This window comes from Streptomyces sp. NPDC000229, from assembly GCF_040300825.1.
In the GTDB taxonomy this organism is placed as follows: domain Bacteria; phylum Actinomycetota; class Actinomycetes; order Streptomycetales; family Streptomycetaceae; genus Streptomyces.
Genome location: NZ_JBEPEL010000010.1, coordinates 24725 through 40664 on the forward strand (window position 1 = coordinate 24725; position 15940 = coordinate 40664).

A 15940-nucleotide genomic window follows, 5' to 3' on the forward strand; every position below is an offset into this window, starting at 1 on the left:
GTCTTTTGGATCAGCCCGGCCCAGCAAGATCCGAAAGACACGGCCTAGGCCCGCCGCACCCACCGCCACGCCGACGGCACCGCGCCGACCAGCAGCGTCAGGGCGACCGCCGCCAGCACGCCCTGCCAGGGACGGGCGAACAGCGAGCCGCCCAGGATGCCGATCAGCTGGTACGTCACCGCCCACGCCAGGCACGCCGGGAGGTTGCCGCGCACGAAACGGCGCAGCGGCATCCCGGCCAGCAGGCACGCCAGCATCACCGGGATCCGCCCCGCCGGAACGAGCCGCGACAGCACCAGCACCGACACCCGGTGCTCGGCCAGCTTCTCCTGCGCCTGCTCCAGCCGGTCCGGCGCCGCCCGCCCCCGCAGCGTCTCCAGCCAGCGGGAACCGTTCTTCGAGTGCACCCCGCGCCGCCCCAGCCAGTACAGCGCCACATCACCCGCGAACGCCGCCCCCGCCGCCAGCAGGAACACCACCAGCAGCGCGACCGGCGACGTCTGATGGAACGCCACCACCGCGGCCGAGCTGACGATCGCCCCCGTCGGGACCACCGGCACCAGCGCCCCCAGCGCCACCAGGAGGAACAGCGCCGGGTAGCCGACCGCCTGCTGGGTGGACTCGGGCGGCAACTGAGCCACCGCCCCGATCACCCCGACACCTCCGGCCGCACGCTCTCGCCGTGCCCCAGCCGGTACACGGCCACGCCGGGCGCCAGCCGCGCCGCGTGCCGCACGAACTCGTCGCCCGGCGCGTGGAACTCGTGCGGGCGCACCCCGTCCATCCCGATCGGCCAGTACGTGCCGTAGTGCACCGGCACGGCCGCGCGCGGCGCCAGCGCGGCCAGCGCCCGGGCCGCCCGGGCCGCGTCCAGGTGCCCGTGCCCCAGGAACGGCCCCCACCCGCCGACCGGCAGCAGTGCCACGTCCACCTCGCCCACGGCCGCCGCCATCCCGTCGAACAGCCCGGTGTCCCCGGCGAAGTACGTACGCGCCGTACCGCAGATCACATACCCGAGCGCGGGGGAGAGGTGCGGCCCCAGCGGCAGCCGCCGCCCGTCGTGGCGCGCGGGCACCGCCCGGACGACCAGCTCCTCCACCTTCACCTCGTCCCCGGCGGCCACCTCGGTGATCCGCAGCCCGCACGCCGCGCCCAGCCTCCGCAGCCCGGGCACCGCGCGGGGCGCACCGCGCGGCACGATCAGCCGCGTCCCGGGAGCGAGCCGGGCCAGCGACGGCAGGTGCAGATGGTCGGAGTGCAGGTGCGAGATCAGCGCCACCTCCGCCCGCGCGGCGGCCGCCGGCGGCAGCGCACCGCGCCGCCGCCGCAGATGCGCGAGACGGCGCACGAACAGCGGATCGGTCAGCACCCGCACCCCCGAGTCCTGGACCGTACAAGTGGCATGACCCCACCACGTGACCTCCACCGGCACCGCCCGCCCTCCTCGCTCCCGAAGTGCCCGTCCGAGCTCTTACGAGCGTAAATGCGCGCCTCCTCGGCCGGAGGGGATCGGAGTAGGGTCGGCGGTATGGACGACGTACGCGTGGCGGCGATCGCCAGCCTGACGCCGCTCGAGGAGCTCGACAGCGACCCCTTCCTGGTCGACACCCGCAGCCAGCACGCCATGTGCGAGCAGTGGGCGGCCGACAAGGGCTATGTCGTCAGCCGGCAACTGCTGTTCTACGGGATGCGGCCCGACCACCGGATGCTGTGGGCCGACGTCGAGGCGGGGGCGGTCGACCTGTTCGTCGCGCCCAACGAACGGGTCCTGGACCGGGCGCTGACGTCCGCGCGGGACTTCACCGCCGAGTGCGAGCGCCGCGGCGTACGACTGGAGACGGCAGGCCTCGACGAACCCGCCTACGACGCGGAGATGAAGGCCCATGTGCACCGCCGGCTCTCCATGCCGACAGCGGGCTACGACGGCTGCTGAGCCGGGCGGGAGCGAGCGGCGTGGTCCAGGGGCGTTGGCGTACGGCGGGCGGTGCCCTGCTGCGGGTCGTCGTGGTGTGGGCGGTGTCCACCCTCACGATGCTCGCGCTCGCCGGTCTCCTGCCCGACTTCCAGCTCCAGTCCGACGACGGTGACAGCGTCACCCGCACCGCCGTCACCGCGGCCTGGGCCGCGGGCGCGTTCGGGCTGCTGAGCGCGCTGGTGTGGCCGCTCGCCGTCCGGGCCCTGCTGCTCGTGCCCGCCCTGGTCCTGGGCCTCCTCGCCTTCTTCCTCAACGGCTCGCTGCTGCTGATCGCGCTCTGGCTCATCCCCGACGGGCGCGGCGAGGCCGACCCGGAGAACGCCGTCGCGGTGGCCGCCGTGATGTCGGCCGTCGCGTCCGCCACCTCCACCGCCCTCGCCGTACGCGACGACAACGCCTACCGCCGCCGCCTGTACCGGCTCATGGGACGGCGGCGGACCACGCCCCCGCCGCTCGGACCAATCAACCCGCCCGGCACGGTGTTCCTCCAGCTCGACGGCGTCGGCTACCGGGTGCTGCGGGACGCCGTCGCCGACGGGGTCATGCCGACCGTCGCCGCCTGGCTGGGCTCCACCCACCGCCTCACGCCCTGGCGCACCGACTGGTCCAGCCAGACCGGCGCCAGTCAGCTGGCCATCCTGCACGGCTCCAACCACGACGTACCCGCCTTCCGCTGGTACGAGAAGGACACCGGCCGGCTCATGGTCAGCAACCGGCCGGCCGGCGCCGTCGAACTGCAACGCCGCGCCATCGAGCGCACCGGCGACGGCGGGCTGCTCACCCTGGACGGCGCCAGCCGCGGCAACCTGTTCAGCGGCGGCGCCGACCAGCTCGCCCTGGTGTTGTCGGTCTCCGCGCGCCGGGGCCGCCGCAACCGCTCCCGGGCCGGGTACTTCGCCTACTTCCGCGACCCCGCCAACGCCGTCCGCACCGCCATCTCCTTCGTGGCGGAGGTGGGCCGGGAGATCGGCCAGTCCACCCGGTCCCGCCTCAGGAAGGAGACTCCACGGGTCGGCCGGGGCGGGCTGTACCCCTTCATCCGGGCCTTCGCGACCGTCGTCGAGCGGGACGTGGTCGTCGCCGCCGTCATGGGGGACATCCTGGCCGGCCGCACCGCCGTGTACGCCGACCTCGTCGCGTACGACGAAGTGGCCCACCACTCCGGTCCGCACAGCCGCGACGCGCTCAAGGTCCTGGAATGCCTCGACCGGTCCATCGCCCTGATCGCCAAGGTCGCCGAGCACGCCCCGCGCCCCTACCGGATCGTGCTCCTCTCCGACCACGGCCAGAGCCCCGGCGAGACCTTCGAGTCGGCGTACGGGCTGACACTGCGCGACCTGGTCCGGGCCGGCTGCGGGCTGCCCGTACCCCGCCGCGCCCAGCACAGCCCGAGCGGCGCCGAGGCCAGGGACGCACTGCGCAGCGCGGTGCACCTACCGGTCGAGGGGGGCCGCGAGGAACGCCCGGCCCGCACCTCCGACCCGATCGTGCTCGCCTCCGGCAACCTGGGCCTGATCTCCTTCCCCGACGTCCCCTACCGGATGTCCCGTGAGGAGATCGAGCGCCGCCACCCCGGCCTGCTGCGCACCCTCGCGGACCACCCGGGCATCGGTTTCCTGCTCGTGCGCAGCGAGAGGCACGGCTCGGTGGTGCTCGGCCCGGGCGGGGCCGAGGTCCCGGTCGACGACCTCGCCGACGACGGCCCGCTCGCCCCCTACGGCCCGGGCGCCGCCGACGCCGTCCGGCGCACCGACTCCTTCCCGCACGCCGCGGACATCATGGTCAACTCCCGCTACGACCCCAGGACCGGCACCGTGCACGCCTTCGAGGAGCAGATCGGCTCCCACGGCGGCCTCGGCGGCGAGCAGTCGGAGGCGTTCCTCCTCTGGCCGGTCACCCTGTCCGCACCGGCCGCCGACGGCACCCCGCCCACCGGCGCGGAAGAGGTCCATCGGGTGCTGCGGCGCTGGCTGCGCGAGGCCCACGGCCCGCAGATACCCGTGCAGGAATCCCCGTCCCTCCCGCAACCAGAAGAAGCATTTCCGGCCGTGGACCGCGTCGTGCCGGACAAACACGGGTGATTTGGTGCAGCGTTCGCCGTACCTGACCATGTTCAGGTTTGTACGGCGAAAGGCGCACCACCCCCCATGAGCACCACCCCCATGATCACCGACCCCACCCCCGACGAGCGGTCCAAGCACGCCCGCAGCTTCGGACTGCCCATCGCGACAGCCCTGGTCATGGGGAACATCATCGGCGGCGGGATCTTCCTCCTCCCCGCCTCCGTCGCCCCCTACGGCACCATCAGCCTCGTCGCCTTCGCCGTCCTCACCGTCGGCGCCATCGCCCTCGCACTCGTCTTCGGCCGCCTCGCCCAGCGGCATCCGCTCACCGGCGGCCCCTACATCTACGCCCGCGAGGCCTTCGGCGACTTCGCCGGCTTCCTCTCCGCCTGGTCGTACTGGATCACCACCTGGGTCTCCAACGCGGCGCTCGCCGTCGCCGCCGTCGGCTACCTCGACGTCCTCATCCCCGTTCAGGGGTCCACGACCGCCACGATCGCCGCCGCGCTGGCCCTCCAGTGGCTCCCCGCCCTCGCCAACCTGGCCGGCACGCGGTACGTCGGGGCCGTCCAACTCGTCGCCACCGTGCTGAAGTTCGTCCCCCTCCTCCTGGTGGCCGTCGGCGGACTGTTCTTCTTCGACTCCGCCAACCTCGGGCCCTTCCAGGCGAGCGACTCCGGCGCCATCGGCGCGGTCTCCGCGTCCGCCGCCATCCTGCTCTTCAGCTACCTGGGCGTGGAATCCGCCGCCGTCAGCGCCGGCGAGGTCCGCGACCCGCAGCGCAACGTCGGCCGCGCCACCATCCTCGGCACGCTCGGCGCCGCCGTCATCTATCTGTTGGGCACCCTCTCCGTCTTCGGGCTGGTCGCCCACGACAAGCTCGTCGACTCCAGCGCGCCCTTCTCCGCCGCTGTCAACACCATGTTCGGCGGCTCCTGGGGCGGCACCGCCGTCGCCTGCATGGCCCTGGTCTCCATGGTCGGCGCCCTCAACGGCTGGACGCTGCTCAGCGCCCAGACCCCGTACGCGGCGGCCAAGGACGGCCTCTTCCCGCAGATGTTCACCCACAAGCGGCGCGGCGTCCCCACGTACGGCGTTCTCGTCACCGTCGTCCTCGCCTCGCTGCTGACCGTCTACAACTACACGGCGGGCTCCGAGGGCGTCTTCGAGATCCTGGTCCTCGTCACCACCTTCACCGCCACCGTGCCCTACCTGCTGTCGACGGCCGCGCAGATCTACTTCCTCGCCTCCGGCCGGTCCGACCGCGTCCACCGTCCGCGCCTCGTCCGCGACGCCGTCCTCGCGATCGTCGCCTTCGCCTTCTCCATGTGGCTGGTCGCCGGCTCCGGCTACGCGGCGGTCTACCAGGGCGTGCTGTTCCTCTTCGCGGGCGTCCTGGTCTACGCCTGGATGTCGGCCCGCAAGCAGCGCGCCGCGTAACGTCGCGGGACGCCGTTGTGGGCAGTCGTTCAGCTGGGCACGCCGCCCCCGCCCCCGTTGTGGGCAGTCGTCCCGCAGGGCGATGGGGGTCCCCCCTGCTCGAGCGAAGCCGAGAGCTTGGGGGAGGGTGGGCACAACGGGACCGGGGCGGTGCCTGTTCCCGGTGCCCCCGGGTGCGGGTCGGCGGGCCGGGCGGCCACCCCGGTGGGTGGGGGCGTGGCCCCTCCGGGCTCACCTCCTCGAGGCCGGCGGCCTCGGGTTCGTCGGATGGCGAACTCTTCTGACGCCGCCGACCTCTGCGGGGGCGACCCTGCACGACCCCGCCCGCCGCCGGACGCCGGGTGTGGGTCGGCACGAGGTGGGCGTTCGTGCCGACCCACCGGAAAATCGGCTGCGCCGGGCGGTGGCGTGCGCCCACACTGGGCGGGCCCGACATCCGTTCGGGCATCGACGGTCCGGGCGCACCGGACCCCGCGCATCGACCAGGAGTTCGCCCTGCAGGCCGCCGTCACCGTCACGCCCGCCCGGATCCCCGAGCTGCTGCTCGGCCTCGCGACCGTACGCCCCGTGTTCCTGTGGGGCGCGCCCGGGATCGGCAAGTCGTCCCTCGTACGGAGCTTCGCGGAGTCCCTCGGCCTGGAGTGCGTCAGCCTGCTCGGTACCCAGCTGGCGCCCGAGGACCTCATCGGCGTCCCGCAGATCCGTGACGGCAAGTCCGTGTTCTGCCCGCCCGAGGCCATCGCGCGGGACGAGCCCTACTGCCTCTTCCTCGACGAGCTGAACGCCGCCACCCCCGACGTACAGAAGGCGTTCTACTCGCTCATCCTCGACCGGCGCATCGGGAACTACGAGCTGCCCGCCGGGTCCATCGTCATCGGTGCCGGCAACCGCGCCACCGACAACGCGCTGGCCCGCCCCATCGCCTCCGCGCTCGTCAACCGGCTCACGCATGTCCACCTGCGTGCCTCGGCCGCCGACTGGCTGGTGTGGGCGGGGGAGAACGGCATCCACCCGTGGGTCACCGACTACCTCACCGACCGGCCCGACCACCTCTGGTCGCAGCCGCCCAAGACCGAGGAGCCGTTCTCCACGCCCCGTTCCTGGCACATGCTCTCCGACGCGCTGCACTCCTTCGGGCCCACGCTGGACGAGGACACGCTGAAGATCGTCGCGCACGGCACCCTCACGCCCGCGCACGCCGTCTCCTTCTGCGGGTACGCCAAGATCGTCCGGCACGCGTACGGCATCGACGCCATCATCAAGGGCGACGCCTCCTGGCCGAACCGCGTCGAGGACCGGGACCTGCTCTACTACCTCGCCGACGCCTTCCGCGGCCGCCTCATCAAGGAACTCCCCGCCGACAAGAGCCACATCCCGCCCGCCCTCCGGCAGGCCGCCCACCGTGCGAAATCGCTGCTCGTCCAGCTCGCCGAGATCTCCGTCGAGGTCGCCCAGACCGTCATCGCGGACGACGCCGACGGCCGGCCCGTGCTGCCCGCGTGGTTCCTGCTCGAGGCCGCCCGCGACATGCCCCGGCTGGTCGAGGCCCGGCGGTGACCGCCGCGCCGCGCGCCAAGACCAAGCGCGACGACCCGGCCGCCGAGGCCTTCCTCGCCGGGCTCGCCCTCGTCAAGCGCAACCCGGCGCTCGCCGCGCTGGAGGCCGGCATCTGCCGCAGCCGCGACTGCGACCGCAGCCCGCGGCACGGCCTCGCCGCCGTCGACTCCAACGGCAAGCTCCACGTCCACCCCGACCGCCGCGCCGACCCCGCCGACTGGGCGTGGGCCCTCGCCCACTGCCTCATCCACCTCGGCTTCGGGCACGTCCCGGCCCACAAGGAAGCCCGTCCGCAGCCCGACCGCTTCGACCTCGCCGCCCGCTGCGCCGTCGTCAACCGCTTCCTGCTCACCTTCCCCGTCGGCAACACCCCCGAGCACCTCCCCGCCTCGTACCCCGACGGCGACGAGGAGCAGCTCGCCGCGCGCTGGCGCCGCGACGGCATCCCCGCCCGGTACGAGCACTGCGGCACCGGCGGGGACGCCCCCGACCAGATCCTCGTGCCGTGGGCCACCTGGCACACCCCACCCGACTGGCAGCTCGCCTTCGCGCACGCCCTGACCCGTACCGTCTCCGCCGCGATGGACGTCGCCGGCGGCCGGCGCGACGCGCTCACCGGCGAGATCCGGCAGAAGCAGCCCTGGGACCGGGCGCTGAGCTGGTTCATCTCCTCGTACCCGCTGCTCGGCGGCATCGCGGCCGGCATGACCCTGGTCGCCGACGCCGAACTCGCCCGTGCCCACGGCATCGCGATCGCCGCCGTCGACGCCACGCTCGGCGAGATCTACCTCAATCCGCTGCGCCGGTACGGGGACGAGGAGTGGCGGTTCGTCCTCGCGCACGAGATGCTCCACGCCGCCCTGCGCCACGGCGACCGGCGCGGCGCCCGCGACCCGTACCTGTTCAACGTCGCCGCCGACTACGTCATCAACGGCTGGCTCGTGGAAATGGGCGTCGGCACCATGCCCGAGGGGCTGCTGCACGACCCGGACCTCAAGGGCCTGTCCGCGGAGGAGGTGTACGACCGGATCGTCACCGACGCCCGCCGGAAGCGGCGCCTGGCCACGCTGCGCGGCAAGGGCGTGGGCGACATCCTGGGCGAGCCGCTCGGCGGGCGCGTCCGCGACTACGTCGACCTGGACGAGTTCTACCGGCGCGGCCTGGTCCAGGGGTTCGACCTGCACATGAGCGGGGAGCGCGGGCTGCTGCCCGCCGGGCTCGTCGAGGCGATCCGGGCACTGGCGCACCCGCCGGTGCCGTGGGACGCCCGGCTGGCGCGCTGGTTCGACGAGTTCGTGCCCCGCCCCGAGCCGGTGCGCAGCTACGCCCGGCCGGCCCGGCGCCAGGCTTCCACGCCCGACATCCCGCGCGCCGGGCGGTACTTCCCGCCCGAGGAGATCGCGCGGTGCACGTTCGGCGTCGTCCTCGACACGTCCGGCTCCATGGAACGGCGGCTGCTCGGCAAAGCGCTCGGCGCCATCGCCTCGTACGCCGAGGCGCGGGACGTACCGGCGGCGCGCGTGGTGTTCTGCGACGCGGCCCCCTACGACGCCGGGTACCTGCCGCCCACCGAGATCGCCGGGCGGGTACGCGTCCGGGGCCGCGGAGGCACGGTCCTCCAGCCGGGGGTGGACCTCCTCCACCGCGCCGAGGACTTCCCGCCCACGGCACCCGTGCTGATCATCACCGACGGGTACTGCGACACGCTCCGCGTCCGCCGCGAGCACGCCTACCTCATACCGGACGGCGCGAGGCTGCCGTTCACGGCACGGGGCCCGGTGTTCCGGCTCCGCTGAACGAGCGGTTCTCCCGCCGGAGGGGAACAACACGCCCGGTCACGGGCAAAGGAACGCCCATGACCAGCACGCCCGGGCTCGCCGTCGCCGTACGCCGGGCCGTGCTGGTCACCCTCCTCGTACTGGCCGCCCTGCTGGGCGCCACGGCCGGGAGCGGAGCAGCCACGGGCGCCGAGCCCCGCCCGGCCGCCTCGGCCGCGCCCGACCCGGACCTGACCGAGGCGGAGGCGGCCGCCCCGCACCGCGCGAACCGCCGGCGGCGTGCCGTCCGCCCGAGGCCGCCCCGGCGCCCGCACCGGCCCCCCACCGCCTGCGCCCCCACGGCTCGCCCCCTCCTCCTGTGCCACCTGACGGTACGCACCGTCCGGTGCGTGGTCCTGCGCTGCTGAGCGGTACGCCCCGCTCGCCCGCAGACCAGCCACGTCACCGACCAGGAGGCCCCGCCATGCCCATCGACCCCTTCGCGGCACTGAACGCCCTGATCCGCGCCGAAGCCACCCGCTCCGCCGACGCGGCCCCCACCGACGCCCAGGCCCCGGACACCGCGGCGGACCCGCACCATCCCGCGCGCCGCACCGCGGCCGACGACACAGCCGGCGAGCGGTAGCACCCCCGCCGGTGCGCGCCCATGCGCGCGTGCCCGGCCATGCCCGCCCGGTGGGCGGGCCCCTGCACGGCGCGAAGCTGCCGCGCCCGCCGGGGCGCGGGGGCGTCAGCCCCACGTGCCTCCCCCTGGTCCGGGGCGGAGCGGGGCCCCGGTTCCGGGGGAAGCAGGGCGCCAGGGGCCCCGGTCACTCACCCCGGGCCGGCAGCCCCCGCGCCGCGCCCGCCAGCGCGTCCAGCACCGGCCGGATCAGCGGGTGGTCCTCCGCCCCGCGCCGCACCGCCGCGAACACGCGCCGGAACGCCGCCGGGCCCGCGACCGGGCGGACCACCACGTCCTTCAGCTCGATGCCCCGGAGCGCCGAGCGCGGCACCAGCGCCACACCCGCGCCCGCGCCCGCCAGGGCGACCACCGCGCGGAAGTCGTCGGAGGAGTGGACCAGCCGGGGATCGAAGCCGGCCAGCTCACAGGCGAGGAGCACCATGTCGTGGCACGGGTTGCCGGGGTACGGTGCGATCCAGTCGGCGTCCGCCAGCGACGCCAGCGCCACCTCCGGTTCCTGCCCCAGCGGATGCCCCGCGTGCAGCACCGCGTCGAACGGCTCCGCGTACAGCGGCACGCGCGCGAGGCGCCGGTCGCCCTCGCGCGGCGCGCCCCGGTACTCGACCGCCACCGCCACGTCCGCCTCGCCGTCCAGGACCAGCGGCAGCGACTCGTCGCCCTCCGCGTCCCGCACCCGCACCCGGATCCCGGGGTGCGCCTCGGCCAGCCGCCCGATCGCGGGCGCCAGCACCTCAGCGATGCCGGTCGCGAACGCGGCGACCGTCACCTCGCCCGCTCTTCCGCCCGCGTACGCCGCGAGCTCCGCCTCCGCCCGCTCCAGCTGCGCCAGCACCTCGTTGGCGTGCTCCAGCAGGATCTCGCCGGCCGCCGTGAGCCGTACGCCCTTGCCGCTGCGGGTCAGCAGCACGTGCCCCGTCTCCTGTTCCAGCGCGGCGAGCTGCTGCGAGACGGCGGACGGGGTCAGGTACAGCGCCGCGGCCGCGGCGGTCACCGTACGGTGGTCCGCCGCGGCCCGCAGGACGCGCAGTCGCCGGGGGTCGATCACCCAGCCATTGTCCCCCAGCCGTCAGCCGGCCATCGCGGACCGCGCGTCGACGAACGCCGCCACCGCCTGCTCCACGTCCCGCGTCGAGTGCGCCGCCGACAGCTGCACCCGGATGCGGGCCTGCCCCATCGGCACCACCGGGTACGAGAAGCCGATCACGTACACGCCCCGCTCCAGCAGCAGCTCCGCCATCCGGGCCGCCTCGGCCGCGTCGCCGATCATCACGGGCGCGATCGCGTGGTCGCCGGGCAGGATCTCGAAGCCGGCCTCCGTCATCCTCGTACGGAACAGCTTGGTGTTGGTCTCCAGCTTCTCCCGCAGGTCGCCTGCCGATTCCAGCAGGTCCAGGACCTTCAGCGACGCGGCGGCGATCACCGGGGCGAGGGAGTTGGAGAAGAGGTACGGGCGCGACCGCTGGCGCAGCAGCGCGACGATCTCGGCGCGCGCCGCCACATAACCGCCGGACGCGCCGCCGAGCGCCTTGCCGAGGGTGCCGGTGATGATGTCGACCCGGTCCATCACGCCGTGCAGCTCAGGCGTGCCGCGCCCACCGGGGCCGACGAAGCCGACCGCGTGGGAGTCGTCGACCATGACCATCGCGTCGTACCGGTCGGCGAGGTCGCAGATCTCCGGCAGCGGCGCCACGTACCCGTCCATCGAGAACACGCCGTCGGTGACGATGAGGCGGCGCCGGGCGTCCTGCGTCTCCTTGAGCTGCTTCTCCAGGTCCGCCATGTCGCGGTTGGCGTACCGGTGGCGGCGTGCCTTGGACAGCCGGATGCCGTCGATGATGGACGCGTGGTTGAGGGCGTCGGAGATCACCGCGTCCTCCGGGCCGAGCAGCGTCTCGAAGACGCCGCCGTTGGCGTCGAAGCAGGAGGAGTACAGGATCGTGTCCTCCTGCCCGAGGAACGCCGACAGCCGCTGCTCCAGCTCCTTGTGGACGTCCTGCGTACCGCAGATGAAGCGTACGGACGCCATGCCGTAGCCCCAGCGGTCCAGCGCCTCCTTCGCGGCGGCGATCACCTCGGGGTGGTCGGCGAGGCCCAGGTAGTTGTTGGCGCAGAAGTTGAGCACCTCACCGGAGGGGACGGACACCTTGGCGTTCTGCGGGGTGCCGATGACCCGCTCCGGCTTGTGGAGACCGGCGGCGCGGATCTCGTCGAGGGTGGCGCGCAGTTCGTCGCGGACGGACGCGTACATAAGGGGAAGCTCCTAGCGGGAGGGGATCAGGCGGTCCAGTCGAGGATGATCTTGCCGCTGCGGCCGGCGGCCGCCTCGTCGAACGCGGCGTCGAAGTCCTGGTAGCCGTAGCTGCCGGTGATCACGGGGCTGAGGTCGAGACCGCCCTCCAGCAGCACGGTCATCGCGTACCACGTCTCGAACATCTCGCGGCCGTAGATGCCCTTGACCGTGATCATCGAGGTGACGATCTTCGACCAGTCGACGGCGAACTCCTCGGCGGGCAGGCCCAGCATCGCGATACGGCCGCCGTGCGTCATATTGGCGACCATGTCCCGCATGGCCTCCGGCCGGCCGGACATCTCCAGACCGATGTCGAAGCCCTCGCGCAGCCCCAGCTGCCGCTGCGCCTCGCCGATGCTGCTCTCCGCGACGTTCACGGCGAGCGTCGCGCCCACCTTGCGGGCCAGCTCCAGCCGCGACTCACTGACATCGGTGATCACCACGTTGCGGGCACCCGCGTGCCGGGCGACCGCCGCGGCCATGATCCCGATCGGGCCGGCTCCCGTGATCAGGACGTCCTCGCCCACGAGCGGGAAGGACAGCGCGGTGTGGACGGCGTTCCCGAACGGGTCGAAGATCGCGGCGACGTCCAGGTCCACCTTCGTGCGGTGCACCCACACATTGGACGCGGGCAGCGCGACGTACTCGGCGAACGCCCCGTCCCGCCCGACGCCCAGGCCGACCGTGGCCCGGCACAGGTGCCTGCGCCCCGCCAGGCAGTTGCGGCACTTGCCGCACACCAGGTGGCCCTCGCCGCTGACCAGATCGCCGACCGCGATGTCCGTGACGTCGGCGCCGACGTGCGCCACCTCGCCGACGAACTCGTGCCCCAGCACCAGCGGCGTCGACACCGTCTGCCGCGCCCAGCCGTCCCACGAGCGGATGTGCAGATCCGTACCGCAGATACCGGTGCGCAGCACCCGGATCAGCACGTCACCGGGCCCGGTCTCGGGCTCCGGCACGTCCATGAGCCAGAGACCGGGCTCGGCCTTGTGCTTGACGAGTGCCTTCATGGGTGCGGCTCCAGGCGGGAAGGTTCGGACGGAGATCGTGAACGCGCACCAATCTGCCGACCCGCGCCCGCCGCGTCCATCGAGGTTTTCTTAAGCGGGTCAACAGCGCAGCTTCACGCGCCACGCCCGTTACGTTCGACGCATGACGACGGAGGTCTGGTACACGTCCTACGGCTCCAACACGCACGTCGACCGCCTGGCCCACTACATCGTCGGCGGTACGCCCCCGGGCGGGGCCCGCACCTACCCCGGCTGCCGCAACCGACGCCTGCCCACCGCGTCCGTCCCCGTGGAGCTGAAGGGGGCCCTGTACTTCGCCACCGAGTCCCCGGTGTGGACCGGCGGCCGGGCGTTCTACGACCCGCACGCCGAGGGCCGCGTCCTGGCCCGGGCACATCGGATCACCGCCGAGCAGTTCTCCGACATCGCCGCCCAGGAGATGTACCGCGAACCCGGCCCGGACACCGACCTGGACCTGACCGAGGTCCTCCGCGACGGCAGGGCGGTGCTGGGCGACGGCCGCTACGAAACCCTCGTCCGCCCCGGCACGCTCGACGGCCTGCCCATGCTCACCTTCACGGCCCCCTGGGGCATGCACGACATCGAGTGGAACACCCCCTCCGCCGACTACCTCCGCCACCTCGCCGCCGGCCTCCTCGCCGCAGGTGCCTGGGACGCCGCCACCATCGCCGCGTACCTCGCCTCCTGCCCGGGCGCGGCGGGCCACTGGACCGAGCAGCGGATCCGCGCCCTCATCGGACCCTGACCTGCCTGCCCCGTTACCTGAGCGGTAATCGACCTCCCGTGCGGCGCGCGGCATCGTTGCGGTCACCGGAACCCGGGCGGTCTCGCACTCCGGCCGGGCTCCGGGCCCCACCACCAAGGACCTCGATGGAGGCTGATCCGCCATGTCCCAGGCCCTGCTCGCCGGTATCTCCCGCACCACCGAGCCGCAGACCATGCTGCGCCGCTTCCTCGCCCTCGACGCCGTCGTCACCGGGGCCAACGGACTGGCGTACGCCCTCGCCTCCGCACCCCTCGGGCGGCTCCTGGGGGTCGACGCGACCCTCCTGCTCGAACTGGGCCTGCTCCTCACGGCGTTCGCCGCCGGTGTGGGCTACCTCGCCTCCCGGGCGCAGCCGCCGACCACGGCCGTCAAGCTGGTCGTCGACGCCAACGTCGTGTGGGCGGTGCTCAGCGTCGTCGCGCTCGCCGCCTGGCTGTCGCCCAGCACCGCCGGAACCGTATGGATCCCGATGCAGGCCGCGACCGTCGCCGGCTTCGCCGCCCTCCAGTGGTCCGCCCTCCGGGGGGTGGGCCGCTAGAGCGTGTGTCCCCCCTTCGCACAGCACGCACGGGCCGCCGTCATGCCCTGGTTCACGGCCCGGTACGAGCGCGGCCGGACCGGTCAGGTGGTCGGCCCCGGCCCGGGCCGCGCTCGGGGCCGCAACCGCGCAGGTGCGGCGGCTGCCCGGAATCGCTCCCCGAGGGGGAGAAGGACGTGTCCGGCGGCACGAACGACGGCGTCGTACGGCATGCCATGTCCCGGTGGTGTGCGGGCGAGGCCCTTGGCCGGTGAAGTCCCGCCGTGATCAGTCTGGCTGAAGTGCCCTTGCCCGTACGGCGCTTGCGACAGGACCGGCCCCGGCTGGTCGACTGCGGTGTCGCGCCGGGGATCCAGCGCGTTCAGCGAGGGGTGACCGAGTGGTCCTGGCGGACAGGTGGGCCGGGGCCCCGAGGACGGTGCGTTGATGCCGGTCCGGTGGTGCCAGGACGGCGTCTTCTGCAACAGCCGGGTTGCGTCGGCGCCATCGTCCCAGGGCGGTCATGCTGCGGGTTGCTCAGGCCGTCGTCAGCAGAATGGCTCCTGCCCGGGTGGCGCGGCCGGCGAGGTCAAGGAGTTGTCGTTCCTTGTGCGGCCGGCCCACGAGCTGGAGGCCGACGGGCTGCCCCTGAGGGGTGGTTCCGGCCGGCAGGCTGATGGCCGGGTGCCCGCTCACGTTGAAAGCCCACGTCAGCGCCACACTCATCCGGAACCCAGGGCCGTCATGGCCGTGCGGTGGGTGCGGTGTGGTGGGCGTGAGAACGAGGTCGGCTCGCTCGAAGCAGTTGGTCAGCCGTTCTTCGTTGGTGGTGACGATTCCGACGTCATCAGGTGACGGTGAACCCATGCGGAGGGCTGTCCATGCCGGAGCGGGGTCGATGAGTGTGAGGTCGACGTCTTCGTCCAGGGTGATCAGCCTGGCGTCGGCCAGTCTGCCGACGGCGCGCCGGGCAACGGCAGCGACTGCTGGGTCGGTGTCCGCATAGCCCAAAGTGGCCGACCAGGTCGCGGTGAGCGGAGATGCAGAGCGCGGGACGACCGTGGTGGGCGTCTTATCACCTACCGCGTCGAGGTAGGCCAGGGCGTCTCCAGGGGTGCGCGCGAGGACGCCGGGCGAGTTCAGGCCCGCCCGGTCACGGGCGGGCAGGAGGCCGTTGGCGGGCTTGAAGCCGACGATGCCGCACCATGCGGCGGGGATGCGTACCGATCCTGCGCCGTCGGAACCAGTGGCGAGGGGGACAAGGCCGGCGGCAACCGCAGCCGCCGAACCCGCGGACGACCCTCCGGGTGACCACGCCGGGTTGAGCGGGTTCACGGTGGGACCCCGGTCGGTGTGCCCGTACGTCTGCCAGCCCTTGCCCGTGCGTGGCACCGACGTGGCGCCGACCGGCACGCAGCCGGCCGCCACCAAGCGGGTGTTCTGGTAGGAGCCGGGGCCCTCGCCGGCCTTGACGCCGAGCGGCACACCCGCGAGGGGCAGCCGCACACCGTCGGAGATCAGGGTGTCCACCTGTGCGGCTCGGGCCAGGGCCGACTCGGCCCAGACCTCGGTGAACGCGCGTAGTTCCGTGTCGCGCTCACCGATACAGGCCAGCGCCGCGGTGACGGCCTCGACGGCCGTCAGGGCGCCACACCTCACCAGCCGGGCGATGTCCAGGGCGGAGAGGTCCGCATACTCGCGGGTGGTGATCACAAGCGTCCTCCTTCGCGCTCGCTCATACGGCTGGACGCGTCGTCGTCAACGCTGCGGGGGCACGCGCTCCTCCTCCGAGGTGCACGCTGTGGCCATCCTGTTCCCTCAAGACGACGGTGACG

Annotated in this window: 15 protein-coding genes; 9 read left to right on the plus strand and 6 right to left on the minus strand. The window is 73.5% G+C overall.

Translation table 11 applies throughout. The annotated features are described in order from the left end of the window. Positions 1-44 precede the first annotated feature (44 nt). Positions 45-641: a DedA family protein gene (locus tag ABT360_RS08310; protein WP_351812623.1), complete on the minus strand. Its 597-nt coding sequence runs from the start codon at positions 639-641 to the stop codon at positions 45-47. A gap of 8 nt (positions 642-649) precedes the next feature. Next, positions 650-1432 carry an MBL fold metallo-hydrolase gene (locus tag ABT360_RS08315; protein WP_351812625.1) on the minus strand — a complete coding sequence of 261 codons (783 nt, stop codon included), beginning with the start codon at positions 1430-1432 and terminating at the stop codon, positions 650-652. 96 nt (positions 1433-1528) lie between these two features. Between ABT360_RS08315 and ABT360_RS08320 the strand changes: the two genes are divergently transcribed. The 7 genes from ABT360_RS08320 to ABT360_RS08350 all read left to right on the plus strand — a co-directional run bounded on the left by ABT360_RS08320 (position 1529) and on the right by ABT360_RS08350 (position 9438). Beyond that, complete coding sequence (locus ABT360_RS08320) at positions 1529-1933, plus strand: hypothetical protein (RefSeq protein WP_351812628.1); 405 nt, start codon at positions 1529-1531, stop codon at positions 1931-1933. Positions 1934-1953: 20 nt separating this feature from the next. After that, positions 1954-4056, plus strand: coding sequence for a phage holin family protein (locus ABT360_RS08325; RefSeq protein ID WP_351812632.1), 2103 nt, complete (start codon positions 1954-1956; stop codon positions 4054-4056). Between the two features lie 66 nt (positions 4057-4122). Further along, positions 4123-5478 carry an amino acid permease gene (locus ABT360_RS08330; protein WP_351812635.1) on the plus strand — a complete coding sequence of 452 codons (1356 nt, stop codon included), beginning with the start codon at positions 4123-4125 and terminating at the stop codon, positions 5476-5478. Between the two features lie 495 nt (positions 5479-5973). Continuing rightward, positions 5974-7035, plus strand: coding sequence for an ATP-binding protein (locus tag ABT360_RS08335; protein ID WP_351812852.1), 1062 nt, complete (start codon positions 5974-5976; stop codon positions 7033-7035). Further along, the gene (locus ABT360_RS08340; RefSeq protein ID WP_351812638.1) at positions 7032-8831 is read left to right on the plus strand and encodes a vWA domain-containing protein; all 1800 of its coding nucleotides are present in this window, start codon (positions 7032-7034) and stop codon (positions 8829-8831) included. The genes ABT360_RS08335 and ABT360_RS08340 overlap by 4 nt, the downstream gene beginning before the upstream one ends. 59 nt (positions 8832-8890) lie before the next feature. Further along, positions 8891-9220, plus strand: a complete 330-nt coding sequence (locus tag ABT360_RS08345) for a hypothetical protein (RefSeq protein ID WP_351812641.1) — start codon at positions 8891-8893, stop codon at positions 9218-9220. Between the two features lie 56 nt (positions 9221-9276). After that, positions 9277-9438, plus strand: a complete 162-nt coding sequence (locus tag ABT360_RS08350; RefSeq protein ID WP_351812644.1) for a hypothetical protein — start codon at positions 9277-9279, stop codon at positions 9436-9438. A gap of 184 nt (positions 9439-9622) precedes the next feature. Here the strand turns inward: ABT360_RS08350 and ABT360_RS08355 are convergent, their stop codons facing one another. From ABT360_RS08355 to tdh, 3 genes are read right to left on the minus strand one after another with little or no spacing between them, the layout of a single operon-like run. Further along, positions 9623-10543: a LysR family transcriptional regulator gene (locus ABT360_RS08355; protein ID WP_351812647.1), complete on the minus strand. Its 921-nt coding sequence runs from the start codon at positions 10541-10543 to the stop codon at positions 9623-9625. Positions 10544-10564: 21 nt separating this feature from the next. After that, a complete protein-coding gene (locus ABT360_RS08360; RefSeq protein ID WP_351812651.1) occupies positions 10565-11746 on the minus strand; it encodes a glycine C-acetyltransferase in 1182 nt (393 codons plus the stop codon). A 26-nt stretch (positions 11747-11772) separates the two neighbouring features. After that, positions 11773-12801, minus strand: coding sequence for an L-threonine 3-dehydrogenase (gene tdh / locus ABT360_RS08365; protein ID WP_351812654.1), 1029 nt, complete (start codon positions 12799-12801; stop codon positions 11773-11775). A 142-nt stretch (positions 12802-12943) separates the two neighbouring features. Between tdh and ABT360_RS08370 the strand changes: the two genes are divergently transcribed. Further along, positions 12944-13567: a histone deacetylase gene (locus tag ABT360_RS08370; protein ID WP_351812657.1), complete on the plus strand. Its 624-nt coding sequence runs from the start codon at positions 12944-12946 to the stop codon at positions 13565-13567. A 142-nt stretch (positions 13568-13709) separates the two neighbouring features. After that, positions 13710-14126, plus strand: coding sequence for a hypothetical protein (locus ABT360_RS08375; RefSeq protein ID WP_351812660.1), 417 nt, complete (start codon positions 13710-13712; stop codon positions 14124-14126). Between the two features lie 516 nt (positions 14127-14642). Here ABT360_RS08375 and ABT360_RS08380 read toward each other — a convergent pair. Then, entirely contained in the window at positions 14643-15818 is a 1176-nt protein-coding gene (locus tag ABT360_RS08380; protein ID WP_351812663.1) for an amidase, read from the minus strand. Positions 15819-15940: the final 122 nt, after the last annotated feature.

Excerpts from the sequence above, each read along its gene's own strand:
- ABT360_RS08320 (WP_351812628.1), top strand. The coding sequence starts at position 1,529 with ATGGACGACGTACGCGTGGCGGCGATCGCCAGCCTGACGCCGCTCGAG.
- ABT360_RS08370 (WP_351812657.1), top strand. The coding sequence starts at position 12,944 with ATGACGACGGAGGTCTGGTACACGTCCTACGGCTCCAACACGCACGTC.
- ABT360_RS08330 (WP_351812635.1), top strand. The coding sequence starts at position 4,123 with ATGAGCACCACCCCCATGATCACCGACCCCACCCCCGACGAGCGGTCC.
- ABT360_RS08375 (WP_351812660.1), top strand. The coding sequence starts at position 13,710 with ATGTCCCAGGCCCTGCTCGCCGGTATCTCCCGCACCACCGAGCCGCAG.
- tdh (WP_351812654.1), bottom strand. The coding sequence starts at position 12,801 with ATGAAGGCACTCGTCAAGCACAAGGCCGAGCCCGGTCTCTGGCTCATG.
- ABT360_RS08350 (WP_351812644.1), top strand. The coding sequence starts at position 9,277 with ATGCCCATCGACCCCTTCGCGGCACTGAACGCCCTGATCCGCGCCGAA.
- ABT360_RS08360 (WP_351812651.1), bottom strand. The coding sequence starts at position 11,746 with ATGTACGCGTCCGTCCGCGACGAACTGCGCGCCACCCTCGACGAGATC.
- ABT360_RS08345 (WP_351812641.1), top strand. The coding sequence starts at position 8,891 with ATGACCAGCACGCCCGGGCTCGCCGTCGCCGTACGCCGGGCCGTGCTG.